The following is an 11,555-nucleotide window of genomic DNA, read 5'->3' as shown; positions in this document are numbered from 1 at the left end:
CCGCCGCCCACATGTCCCTTCATCTTGCATCAACAATGTCAAAGAGCCAAAAACAGGGACGCCGTTCCGCTCCCCCCCTTTTACCGGGAGTGCCGGGCGCCCTCAGCTTTTCGCAACCGCATCAGTGGGGGCCAACAAGCCCGCGTCGCTGCGGTGAGAGGCCGTATATGGAGGGGCTTCCGGACGGTCAACAGCTTTTTGTCAGATTTTTTGCAGCGCCCGTCCGGCAAGCCGAAAAACCAAGGAAAACTGCCGTTTTTCAGTGTGCTTGGCGCAGATGACAACGCTGGCGCAGGACGCTCACCGGGCCGAATCGCCATCTCTGGCGATTCGAAGCAGCAGGATCAGGCCCGACGACTCCGCCTCGGTGCCCGCACGACCGGCAAAGGGCCGCTGCCGGCCCCCCGGCAACGGCCGATCCCGATCGGATCAGGCGCTCAGGATGTAATCGCGCATCGCCGCCGCCTCGGCCTCGATCCGGTCGATCCGATGCTTCACCAGGTCGCCGATCGACACGAACCCGACCAGCCGGTCATGCTCGACCACAGGCAGGTGGCGGAACCGACGCCGGGTCATCAGGGACAGCGCCCCCAGCACGCTCTGTTCCGGCCCGACCGTTTGGGCCGGAGCCGTCATCACCTCGGCAACCGGGCGCGACAGCGCCCCGGCCCCTTCGCGGGCGAGACAGTAGATCACGTCGCGTTCGGAAAATATGCCGACCACCTGCTCCCCCTCGAGCACCGGCAATGCGCCGATGCGCCGTTCGGCAAGCAGGGCAATCGCCTCGCTCACGCGCGTGTCGCTGGTGATGCTGATCACTTCGCCGGTCCGGCCGGCCAGAATCGCCGCAATCGTCATTGTTCGGCTCCTTCGGGTCTCTCCCGCTGTTGATGTTCCCATGACCAGCCCGCAAAGGGAAGCATGACCGATATGAATGACCGACTGGAAATGACCGCGGCAGACAGCTGGCAGCGCTATCGCCAGCTGATGCGCTGGATGACGCTGGCGGCGCTTGGCGCGACGCTAGCCACGATTGGCGGGCTGTGGTGGCTGCAAGGGCCGCTGCCCTGGCTGTTTCTTGTCTTTACGGCTGGCGGCATCTTCTTCTCGGTCGTGCTGGCAGCCGCGCTGATGGGGCTGGTGTTCCTGAGCGCGGCCAGCGGCCATGACGAACAGATCCAGGATTTTTCGGAAGACGATGATGATCAGCGGCAATGAACCGATTCTGCGGGTTGCCCCGCGCCCCGGCGACATCAACTCGAACGGCCATATCTTTGGCGGCTGGGTGCTCAGCCAGATGGATATCGCCGGCGGCATCCTGGCCGGGCGCACGGCGAACGGCCCGACCGCGACAATCGCCATCGAGGCGATGAAGTTCATCGCCCCGGTGCTGCTGCAGGACATTATTTCCGTCTATGCCCATGTCGAACGGCGCGGGCGCACGTCGATGGGCATCCGGATCGAGGTGATTGCCGATCGCGCGCGCGGGGCCGAACAGGTGAAGGTGACCGAAGGGCTGTTCACCTTTGTCGCGCTGGACGCGGACCAGCGGCCGCGCGCCATTGTCTGGCCCGATTGAAGCCGCGCGGCGATTCGCCGGCCGGGCCGCGGCCGGCGACTCCGCCGCCGATCAGCCGACGTCGATAATCTGCGCCCCCGAATCGAGCGCTGCAGGGGCCAGATAGGGAATCGCCGCCGCATAGCCGCCAAGGCCGATCATCACCGTCAGCGTCACCATCATGCCGATCATCCGGAACGGATTGGGGGCGGGCCGGTCCATCCCCAATGCATGGGCGATGCGCGCGAGCAGGAACACCCCGCCCACGGCCCACAGCCAGATATGGGTGCCGGTCGCCAGTTCGATCCCCCCGATCAGGATCAGCACAAACGGGGTCGTCTCCGTATAATTCGCGTGCGCACGCATGCGCGCGAGTAGCGCGGGATCGCCGCCATCGCCGATCGACTCCTTGCCAGCCACGCGCCTGACGATGACCCGCGCGCTCAGCCACACCGCGATCAGCGCGGCGGCACCCGCCATGGTCAGCGTGATCGGCAGAATCATTCCCATCCCCTTTTGCAAACGTCTATCTTGTCGTCGGGCAACGCTCGCACGCCCCCGTGGCGCTTGCAACGGCGCGCGAAATCGCTATAGGCCCACGCTCGCTTGCGACCGGTCCGGCCGCTCTGGATGGCGGCCCCCGTGCCGTATCCGGCATTGTCGGGACCCGGGTCGCATCTTGGTCACATTGGATTGGAACAGGTGCCGTCATGGCAGTGCCGAAGAGAAAAACCTCGCCTTCCAAGCGCAACATGCGCCGCAGCCATGATGCGCTGCGCGCGACTGCGTTTCAGGAATGCCCGAACTGCGGCGAACTGAAGCTGCCGCACAATGTGTGCGGCGCGTGCGGCCATTATAATGGCCGGCAGATCATCACGGTCGACGCCTGATCACGCCCATTTGCCGTCCGGGGGAGGGGTTTAGCCTGTGACCGTCGCGCCGCGGATCGCAATCGACGCGATGGGCGGCGATGACGGTCTCCCGGTCATGATCGAGGGGGCTGCTCGCGCGCTTGCCGAGGACCCTGCCCTTCGTTTCCTGCTCGTCGGCGACGAAGCCGCGCTTGGCGCGGCGGTGGCCGCGCGCCCGGCGCTCGCCGCCGCGGCCGAGATTCGCGCGGCTGCCGACGTCATCGCGGGCAGCGACAAACCCAGCCAGGCCATTCGCCGCGCGCGCACCAGCTCGATGGGTCTTGCCATCGACGCGGTAAAGGCGGGCACCGCCGACGCCGCCGTGTCGGGGGGCAATACCGGCGCGCTGATGGCGATGGCCAAGCTTGCGCTCAGGACCATGTCGGGCATCGACCGGCCCGCGCTCGCGGCGCTGCTGCCGACGCTTGGCGACAATGACCTCGTCATGCTCGACCTTGGTGCCAATACCGAGTGCGATGCCAATAATCTGGTCGAGTTCGCGGTGATGGGCGCGGCCTATGCCCGTGCCGTCATGGGCCTTGCCGCGCCGCGCGTGCGGCTGCTCAACATCGGCGAGGAAGAGCTGAAAGGCACCGACGAGGTGCGCGACGCCGCCGCCCTGTTGCGCGGTGCGACCGATCTGCCGCTGCGCTTCGACGGGTTCATCGAGGCCGACCGGCTGGGCCGGGGCGAGGCCGATGTGATCGTCTCCGACGGATTTACCGGCAATATCGCGCTCAAATCGGTGGAAGGCACCGCCCGGTTCATCACCGATCTGCTGCGCCGCGCCTTCACCTCCTCGCTGCGTTCCAAGGCAGGATTCGTGCTGTCGCGCCCGGCTTTTCACATGCTCAAGACCCATCTGGATCCCAACAATCACAATGGCGCGGTGTTCCTGGGCCTGAACGGCGTCGTCGTCAAAAGCCATGGCGGAGCCGATGCCGGCGGTGTCGCCAATGCCATCGGCGTCGCGGCCAAGCTGGTGCGCGCCGATATTTCGCGCCGCATCGCCGACGATCTTGCCCATTTCCGTGCCGGTTCGGGCGCGGCGGTGGCCGCGAAATGACGGTCAGGGCCGCGATTCTGGGCACCGGATCGGCGCTGCCGCGCCAGCGTGTCGCCAATGCCGAACTGGCCGCGCGAATCGACACGTCCGACGAATGGATTGTCGAGCGCACCGGCATCCGCTTCCGCCATATCGCCGGCGAAGGCGAAACCACCTCGACGCTCGCGACCGATGCGGCGCGGGCGGCGCTTGAGGCCGCGGGCATCGCGGCGGCGGAGATCGACCTGATCGTGCTGGCCACGGCGACGCCCGACCAGACCTTCCCGGCCAGCGCCACCCGCGTGCAGGCCGCGCTCGGCATCGCCGATTGCGTCGCCTTCGACGTTGCCGCCGTCTGTTCGGGCTTTCTCTATGCGGTCTCGGTGGCCGATGCGATGATCCGCGCCGGCTCGGCCCGCAATGCGCTGGTGATCGGGGCAGAGACGTTCAGCCGCATCCTCGACTGGGAAGACCGCACGACCTGCGTGCTGTTCGGCGACGGGGCGGGCGCGATCGTGCTCGGCGCGACGACCAGCGACGGCGATGCGCCGCGCGGCATTCTCGCCACAAGGCTTCACGCCGATGGCCGGCACAATGACCTGCTCTATGTCGATGGCGGCCCGTCGACCACCGGCACGGTCGGCAAGGTCCGGATGAAGGGGCGCGAGGTGTTCCGCCATGCAGTCGTCAACCTCGCCTCGGTGATGGACGAGGCGCTGGGCGCTGCCGGCCTGACCCCGGCCGATGTCGACTGGGTGGTGCCGCACCAGGCCAATGCCCGCATCCTCGATGCCACCGCCAAGAAGCTTGGCCTGTCGCCGGACAAGGTCGTGGTGACGGTCGACCAGCATGCCAACACCTCTGCCGCATCGGTGCCGCTGGCGCTCGACACGGCGGTGCGCGACGGGCGGATCAAGGCCGGCGATCTGGTGGTGCTGGAGGCGATGGGCGGCGGCTTTACCTGGGGAGCTGCGGTGCTGCGTTTCTGATGCGCGCCACCCCGATTTGACGTTACGATTCCGCCCGTTACTATGGTTGGCTGACATAAGGGGGGAGTCGATGGCGGATATGGAACGCAACGGCCAACACAGCGACCAACGCCTTGGCGACGGGGCCGCCGGCACGCTCACCCGCGCCGACCTCGCGGAATCGCTGCACCGCGAAATCGGCCTGTCCCGCGCCGAATCCGCCAACATCGTCGAGGGCATTCTCGGCCATATGTGCGAGGCGCTGGCCAACGGCCAGAACGTCAAGATCTCCGGCTTTGGCAGTTTCGTGCTGCGCGACAAGGGTGAGCGGATCGGCCGCAATCCCAAGACCGGGGTCGAAGTGCCGATCGCGCCGCGTCGCGTGCTGACCTTCCGCGCCAGCCAGATGCTGCGCGACCGGATCGTCCGCGCGGGCTGATCCGCACCCGGCGATGAAATCCGACGACGCATTCCGCACGATCGGGGAACTGGCCGATGAACTCGGCCTGCCCCAGCACATCCTGCGCTATTGGGAAACGCGCTTCCCGCAGCTGCGCCCGCTCCAGCGCGCGGGCAATCGCCGCTATTACCGCCCTGCCGACATCGCCCTTGCCCGCCGCATCCACCGGCTGCTGAACGAGGAAGGCTATACGATCAAGGGCGTGCAGAAGCTGCTGGCCGAGGGGGAGGCGAAGCCCGACATGTCGCCCGCCCCGGCGCCCCCGATCGCGCTGCCGCTGGCCGAGCTGAGGCGCATTCGCCAGCTGCTCGTCGACGCGCTGGCCGACAGCGCGGCCTGATCATGGCGCGAGGCCGCGGCCCGGGCCGGCCCATGGCCGGGCTTCGCGCCGCGCGGTTCGCGCGCTATGGCCGCCAAAGCCGGTCCGCGGCGACTGCCCAGACCGCCAGTCAATGGAGACGATGCGATGCCCGCCCTTGAGGAAAAAGGCTTTTTCGGGCTGCTGGTGATCGCCTCGCTGCTGTTTCTGGCGATCGTCCTGCCCTTTTCCGGCGCGATCCTGTGGGCGCTGGTGGCAACGATGATGTTCCAGCCGCTGCAGGATGCGCTGACCCGTGCGCTCGGCGGGCGCGCGGGCGCGGCGGCAGGGATCACGCTCATCGCCATCATCGCCACCGTGATCGTCCCGGCCGCGCTGCTTGGCTTTGCGATCACCAACGAACTCATTGCCGTTGTCGAGGAGGTGCGCAGCGGCGGCTTCGACCCGATCGGCGCGTTCCAGCGCTTCTACGCCGCCCAGCCGTCCTGGGTGCGGCGGGCGATCGATATCGATTCGCTCACCAACGCCCGCGCCGCTCAGCAATGGCTGGCGTCGAACTTTGCCAGCAGCGCGCAGGCGATTGCCGCGCGCGTGCTCGATTTCGGCACCAGCGCGTTCGGCTATGTCGTGAGCCTCGGCGTGATGCTCTATCTGTGCTTCTTCATGCTGTCCGACGGGCGGCGGATCGTCGCGATGGTCGAAACCGCGATGCCGCTGCGCCTCGATCAGGGGCGCGAGGTGTTCGCCCGCTTCCTGTCGGTCGTGCGCGCGACGATCAAGGGCAGCCTGATCGTCGCCATCGTGCAGGGCACGATGGGGGGCGTGGTGTTCTGGTTCGTCGGCGTCGAACCCTCGCTGCTCTGGGGCGTGGCGATGGGCTTCATGTCGCTGCTGCCCGCGGTCGGCACCGGCATCGTCTGGGTGCCGGTTGCGATCTATCTGCTGGCGACCGGGGCGATGTGGCAGGGCGCGTTCGTGGTGTTCTGCGGGCTGGTCGTGATCGGCATGGTCGACAATCTGCTGCGCCCGGTGCTGGTCGGGCGCGAGGCGCGGATGCCCGATTATCTGGTGTTCCTGTCCACGCTGGGCGGGTTGCAGCTGTTCGGGTTCAACGGCTTCATTCTCGGCCCGGCGGCGGCGGCGCTGTTCCTGTCGGTCTGGGAAATCCATGTCCGCGAGCGTGGACGCCCGGATGCCGCCTGAAGCGCGGGAAGGCTGTGCGCCACCGCAGCTGCGGCTCGATGCGTTCCTGCCCTATCAGCTGTCGATTGCGTCCAACGCCGTGTCGGGGGCCATTGCGCGCAGCTATGAAAGCCTGTTCGGGCTGAAAGTGCCCGAATGGCGGCTGATCGCGGTGCTCGCGGAAACCGACGGCCTGACCCAGCAGCAGATCGTCCAGCGCACCGAAATGGACAAGATGACGGTCAGCCGCGCCGCCCAGGCGCTGGCCGGGCGCGGGCTGGTGGCGCGCGCGCGCGACGGGCGCGACCGGCGCAGCCAGATGCTGACGCTCAGCGCCGCGGGGCGGACCCTTTACGGCGAAATCGCGCCACGTGCGCTCGCGCTCGAGGCGCAGCTGATGGCGGGCTTTGCGGCCCCTGAAATCGCCGCGCTGCGCGCCGCGCTCGCCCGGCTCAAACAGGCGGCCGAGGCATTGCGCTGACTGGTAACAGATGTTACGATTTTGCTTTCCCCGCTTCTGGAGAAGGCGAGTCATGTCGGCAGAAAATCCGCTGGGCCTGAACGGCTTTGAGTTTGTCGAGTTCACCGGGCCCGATCCCGATGCGATGGCGGCGCTGCTCGAACGCTTCGGCTTCGTCGCCGCGCACCGCCATCCGACGCGCGACATCACCCGTTTCAAGCAGGGGCGCATCAACCTGCTGATCAACCGCGAGCCGACCGGCCAGGCGGCCGATTTCCGCGCCGCCCATGGCCCGTCGGCCAATGGCATGGCGTTCCGCGTTGCCAATGCCGCACAGGCCTATGCCGACGCGATCGCGCGCGGTGCCCGCCCGGCCGATGCCGCGACCAGCGCGCTCGGCGACGGCGCGTTCGTGCTCGAAGGCATTGGCGGCTCGCTGCTCTATCTGGTCGATTCGGCCCCCTATGACAGCTGGGACGCGGTGCCCGGTGCCGCCGAGGCAGAGGCGCAGAACGCGGTCGGGCTCGACCTGCTCGACCATCTGACCCACAATGTCCGCCGCGGCGAAATGCGGACCTGGTCGAGCTTTTATGCTCAGGTGTTCGGCTTCGAAGAGCAGAAATATTTCGACATCAAGGGCCAGGCGACCGGGCTGTTCAGTCAGGCGATGATCGCGCCCGACCAGCAGATCCGCATCCCGCTCAACGAAAGCCAGGACGAGCACAGCCAGATCGAGGAGTTCATCCGCCAGTATAATGGCGAAGGCATCCAGCACCTCGCGCTGACCACCGCCAATATCTACGACACCGTCGAAAAGCTGCGCGCGCGCGGCGTGCGGCTGCAGGACACGATCGAGACCTATTACGAGCTGGTCGACAAGCGCGTCCCCGACCATGGCGAGGACCTTGAGCGGCTGCGCCGCAACCGCATCCTGATCGATGGCGGCGGCGACGAGGGCATTCTGCTCCAGATCTTCACCGAAAACATGTTCGGCCCGATCTTTTTCGAGATCATCCAGCGCAAGGGCAATGAAGGCTTTGGCAACGGCAATTTCCAGGCGCTGTTCGAATCGATCGAGCTGGATCAGATCCGGCGCGGCGTGATCAAGGTCGAGGCGGCGCACTGAGCCGCCCGGCCCCATCCCCTCCATTCGGGCAAGGACAGGCGATCATGGGCCAGCATCCCGCATCCGGCATGATTCCGGGTTTCGGCAATCATGTCTCGACCGAGGCGGTCGCCGGCGCGCTGCCGGTCGGCCGCAATTCGCCGCAGCGGCCGGCCTTCGGCCTTTATGCCGAACAGCTGTCGGGCACCGCCTTCACCGCGCCGCGCAGCGAGAACCGGCGCAGCTGGCTCTACCGGCTGCGGCCGAGTGCGATGCACCCGGCCTTCACCCCCTATCGCGGGGCGACGCTGCTGCGCACCGGGCCGTTCGACGAGGTGCCGCCCAACCCCAACCGGCTGCGCTGGGATCCGCTGCCGCTGCCCGAAACGCCGACCGATTTCGTCGACGGGCTGGTCAGCTATGCCGGCAATGGCGATCCGGGCGCGGGCACGGGCATCGGCATCCATCTCTATGCCGCCACTGCGCCGATGACGGGCCGGGTCTTTTATTCGGCCGATGGCGAGCTGCTGATCGTGCCGCAGGCCGGGCGGCTGACCCTCGTCACCGAAATGGGCGTGCTCGATCTGGCGCCGGGGATGATCGGCGTCGTACCGCGCGGCGTGCGCTTCCGCGCCGAACTGCCCGATGGCACGGCGCGCGGCTATGTCTGCGAGAATTACGGCGCGCTGTTCCGCCTGCCCGATCTCGGCCCGATCGGGGCCAATGGCCTCGCCAATCCGCGCGACTTCGAAACGCCCCCGGCCTGGTTCGAGGATATCGACCAGCCGACCGAGGTGATCCAGAAGTTCATGGGCGGGCTGTGGACTGCCCGGCTCGATCACAGCCCGCTCGACGTGGTGGCGTGGCACGGCAATCTTGCGCCCTATCGCTACGATCTGGCGCGGTTCAACACGATCAACACGGTCAGTTTCGACCATCCCGATCCGTCGATCTTCACCGTGCTGACCGCGCCCAGCGACACCGCCGGCACCGCCAATTGCGATTTCGTGATCTTCCCGCCGCGCTGGATGGTGGCCGAAGACACGTTCCGCCCGCCCTGGTTCCACCGCAATGTGATGAGCGAGTTCATGGGGCTGGTGACCGGCAGCTATGACGCCAAGGAAGGCGGCTTCGCCCCCGGCGGGGCCAGCCTGCACAACTGCATGTCGGCGCACGGCCCCGACGCCGCGTCATGGGACAAGGCGACCCATGCCGAACTCGCCCCGGTCAGGATCGACAACACGCTGGCGTTCATGTTCGAAAGCCGGGGCGTCATCCGCCCGACGCGCTGGGCGATGGACACGGCGCTGCGCCAGCCCGACTATGACGGGTGCTGGACGGGCTTTCCCAAGGCGCGACTCGGCTGACCGGCATTCCGGACACATTCAGGGCTAGGAACCAGAAACAATGAAGCTTGCATCGCTGAAAGGGGGCCGGGACGGTCGCCTCGTCGTCGTGTCGGACGATCTTGCCTGGTATGCGCCGGCCGACCAGATCGCGCCGACCATGCAGGCCGCGCTCGACGGCTGGGACGAGGTCGCGCCGCGCCTGAGGCTGCTGGCACAGGATCTCGCCCATGAAGCGATTCCGCGCGAGCGGTTTCACGAGCGCGACGCCGCGGCCCCCCTGCCGCGCGCCTATCAATGGGCCGACGGCTCGGCCTATGTGAACCATGTCGAGTTGGTGCGGAAAGCGCGCGGTGCCGAAATGCCGGCGACCTTCTGGACCGATCCGCTGATGTATCAGGGCGGATCGGACGGCTTTCTGGCCCCGCGCGATCCGATCCCGCTCGCCGACGAAAGCTGGGGCTGCGACATGGAAGGCGAGATCTGCGTGGTGACCGGCGATGTGCCGATGGGCGCGGACCGGGCGACCGCGCTCGCCGCGATCCGGCTGGTCGGGCTGGTCAATGACGTGTCGCTGCGCAACCTCATTCCCGGCGAACTCGCCAAGGGCTTCGGCTTTTTCCAGTCCAAGCCGGCCTCGGCGCTGTCGCCGGTGCTGGTGACGCCCGATGCGCTGGGCGATGCCTGGGCTGACGGGCGGCTGCACCGGCCGCTGCTCGTCGACCTGAATGGCGAACCCTTTGGCCGCGCCGATGCCGGCGTCGACATGACGTTCGATTTCGGCACGCTGATCGCCCATGCCGCGCGCACCCGCGCGCTGTCGGCGGGCACGATCATCGGCTCGGGCACCGTGTCCAACCGCGATGCGGCGGGCGGGCCGGGCCGGCCGGTCGCCGAAGGCGGGCTGGGCTATAGCTGCATCGCCGAGATCCGCATGATCGAAACGATCGCCGCCGGCGCGCCGCGCACCCCGTTCCTCAAAGCCGGCGATGTCGTGCGCATCGACTGCCATGATGCGCGCCATCACAGCATCTTCGGCGCGATCGAACAGACCGTGGTGGCGGTGTGACGGAGGCGCTCGCGGGCCGGCCCGAGCGGCTGACCGCGACGCCCCCCGGCATCGCGGTCGCCGCGCTCGACGATCTTGCCGATCCGGGCGCGCGCGCGGTGGTGATCGAAATCGGCGACCGGCGCTTTCACGGCTTTCTGGTCCGGCGGGGCATGGCGGTCACGGGCTTTGTCGACCGCTGCCCGCATATGGGCCTGCCGCTCGCCCAGCGGCTCGACGCGTATCTGACCCCGGACAGCGATCTGGTCGCGTGCAGCTGGCACGGCGCGCTGTTCCGCCCCGATGACGGGACATGCGTGGCCGGGCCATGCCCGGGCCAGAGCCTGACGCCCTGGCCGGTTACCGTTGCCGGCGGAGTCGTGCGCACCGCGTAAGGGGTGACGGGGGTGTTGCGCGGGGGTGTTTGTTGCGCGGAGGGGCTTTTTGTTGCGCGCCTCTCGGCGCGGGGGCGGCACCGGCCCACACCCCCACCCGGCCTCCCAACGGCAGGTTACGCTATGGGAGGCCGGGTGGGGGTGTGGGCCGGTGCCGCGACAAACAAAGGCGCCGCGCAACAAACTCCCCGCTTCACCCCCAGCGGGCGAGCGCATCCTCCAGTTCGATCCGTTCGGCAGGGCGCGCGGCCGATGGCGCGTCGCGGAAGCGCGGCGCGGGGGCCGGCTGGGTGACGCCGCCCAGTTCGACATAGCTTTGCCGCGCGCGGTTGTGGGGATGATCGGGCGCTTCGGCAAAGCTCAGCACCGGGGTGACACAGGCATCGGTGGCGGCGAAATGCGCGGCCCAATGGTCGCGGTCCCGCGCCTTGAAACAGGCAGCGAAGGTCTGCGTCATCGCCGGCCAGCTTTTCAGGTCGAACTGCGGCCATGCGGCGGGATCAAGCTCCAGCCCGGCGAGCAAGGCGGCGTAGAATTGCGGCTCCAGACAGCCGACCGCGACATAGCGGCCATCGGCACATTCATAGCAGCGGTAAAACGGCGTCGCCCCGTCGAGCAGATTGGCCTGACGACGATCCTGCCAGCGGCCGCTGGCCAGAAAGGCGTGGAACATCGCCAGCAGGTTGATCGTCCCGTCGGTCATCGCCGCATCGACGACATCGCCCGCGCCGGTGGGGGGGGGGGGGGGGGGGGGGGGG

At 67.8% G+C, this 11,555-nt stretch carries 16 protein-coding genes; 13 read left to right on the top strand and 3 right to left on the bottom strand.

Annotated features, from left to right (window positions below; translation table 11 throughout):
- Positions 1–429: 429 nt before the first annotated feature.
- Entirely contained in the window at positions 430–858 is a 429-nt protein-coding gene (locus tag OPU66_RS14220) for a CBS domain-containing protein (protein ID WP_498554312.1), read from the bottom strand.
- A gap of 63 nt (positions 859–921) precedes the next feature.
- On the opposite strand from OPU66_RS14220, the gene OPU66_RS14215 reads away from it, so the two are divergent.
- Positions 922–1,218, top strand: coding sequence for a hypothetical protein (locus OPU66_RS14215; protein WP_498554311.1), 297 nt, complete (start codon positions 922–924; stop codon positions 1,216–1,218).
- A complete protein-coding gene (locus OPU66_RS14210; RefSeq protein ID WP_498554310.1) occupies positions 1,199–1,579 on the top strand; it encodes an acyl-CoA thioesterase in 381 nt (126 codons plus the stop codon). Before OPU66_RS14215 ends, OPU66_RS14210 begins: the two co-directional genes overlap by 20 nt.
- A gap of 51 nt (positions 1,580–1,630) precedes the next feature.
- Here OPU66_RS14210 and OPU66_RS14205 read toward each other — a convergent pair whose 3' ends face one another.
- Positions 1,631–2,068, bottom strand: a complete 438-nt coding sequence (locus OPU66_RS14205; RefSeq protein ID WP_498554309.1) for an MAPEG family protein — start codon at positions 2,066–2,068, stop codon at positions 1,631–1,633.
- Positions 2,069–2,268: 200 nt separating this feature from the next.
- Between OPU66_RS14205 and rpmF the strand changes: the two genes are divergently transcribed.
- From rpmF to OPU66_RS14150, 11 genes are all read left to right on the top strand, one after another.
- Positions 2,269–2,448 (top strand): 50S ribosomal protein L32, encoded by a 180-nt coding sequence (gene rpmF, locus OPU66_RS14200; protein ID WP_160591465.1) that lies wholly within the window; start codon positions 2,269–2,271, stop codon positions 2,446–2,448.
- Between the two features lie 37 nt (positions 2,449–2,485).
- The gene (gene plsX / locus OPU66_RS14195) at positions 2,486–3,535 is read left to right on the top strand and encodes a phosphate acyltransferase PlsX (protein ID WP_498554308.1); all 1,050 of its coding nucleotides are present in this window, start codon (positions 2,486–2,488) and stop codon (positions 3,533–3,535) included.
- Positions 3,532–4,503, top strand: coding sequence for a beta-ketoacyl-ACP synthase III (locus OPU66_RS14190; RefSeq protein ID WP_498554306.1), 972 nt, complete (start codon positions 3,532–3,534; stop codon positions 4,501–4,503). The genes plsX and OPU66_RS14190 overlap by 4 nt, the downstream gene beginning before the upstream one ends.
- Positions 4,504–4,582: 79 nt before the next feature.
- Positions 4,583–4,921, top strand: a complete 339-nt coding sequence (locus tag OPU66_RS14185) for an integration host factor subunit alpha (protein ID WP_498554313.1) — start codon at positions 4,583–4,585, stop codon at positions 4,919–4,921.
- A 13-nt stretch (positions 4,922–4,934) separates the two neighbouring features.
- Positions 4,935–5,282 carry a MerR family transcriptional regulator gene (locus OPU66_RS14180; RefSeq protein ID WP_498554305.1) on the top strand — a complete coding sequence of 116 codons (348 nt, stop codon included), beginning with the start codon at positions 4,935–4,937 and terminating at the stop codon, positions 5,280–5,282.
- 126 nt (positions 5,283–5,408) lie between these two features.
- On the top strand, positions 5,409–6,464 hold the full coding sequence (locus tag OPU66_RS14175; RefSeq protein ID WP_498554304.1) for an AI-2E family transporter: 1,056 nt from the start codon (positions 5,409–5,411) through the stop codon (positions 6,462–6,464).
- Positions 6,454–6,924 carry a MarR family winged helix-turn-helix transcriptional regulator gene (locus OPU66_RS14170; RefSeq protein ID WP_498554303.1) on the top strand — a complete coding sequence of 157 codons (471 nt, stop codon included), beginning with the start codon at positions 6,454–6,456 and terminating at the stop codon, positions 6,922–6,924. Before OPU66_RS14175 ends, OPU66_RS14170 begins: the two co-directional genes overlap by 11 nt.
- A 52-nt stretch (positions 6,925–6,976) precedes the next feature.
- Positions 6,977–8,029 (top strand): 4-hydroxyphenylpyruvate dioxygenase, encoded by a 1,053-nt coding sequence (hppD, locus tag OPU66_RS14165; RefSeq protein WP_498554302.1) that lies wholly within the window; start codon positions 6,977–6,979, stop codon positions 8,027–8,029.
- Positions 8,030–8,073: 44 nt separating this feature from the next.
- Entirely contained in the window at positions 8,074–9,375 is a 1,302-nt protein-coding gene (hmgA, locus tag OPU66_RS14160) for a homogentisate 1,2-dioxygenase (protein ID WP_498554301.1), read from the top strand.
- Positions 9,376–9,415: 40 nt separating this feature from the next.
- The gene (locus OPU66_RS14155; RefSeq protein WP_498554300.1) at positions 9,416–10,423 is read left to right on the top strand and encodes a fumarylacetoacetate hydrolase family protein; all 1,008 of its coding nucleotides are present in this window, start codon (positions 9,416–9,418) and stop codon (positions 10,421–10,423) included.
- Complete coding sequence (locus OPU66_RS14150; RefSeq protein ID WP_498554299.1) at positions 10,420–10,797, top strand: Rieske (2Fe-2S) protein; 378 nt, start codon at positions 10,420–10,422, stop codon at positions 10,795–10,797. Before OPU66_RS14155 ends, OPU66_RS14150 begins: the two co-directional genes overlap by 4 nt.
- A gap of 193 nt (positions 10,798–10,990) precedes the next feature.
- Here the strand turns inward: OPU66_RS14150 and OPU66_RS14145 are convergent.
- Positions 10,991–11,555 (bottom strand): CoA transferase (locus OPU66_RS14145; protein WP_498554298.1); only part of this gene is annotated, 565 nt, incomplete at its 5' end.

Source organism: Sphingomonas sp. URJC2, assembly GCF_059803575.1.
The sequence above is the reverse complement of the archived record's forward strand: the minus strand, read 5'-3'. Positions and strand labels throughout refer to the sequence as shown.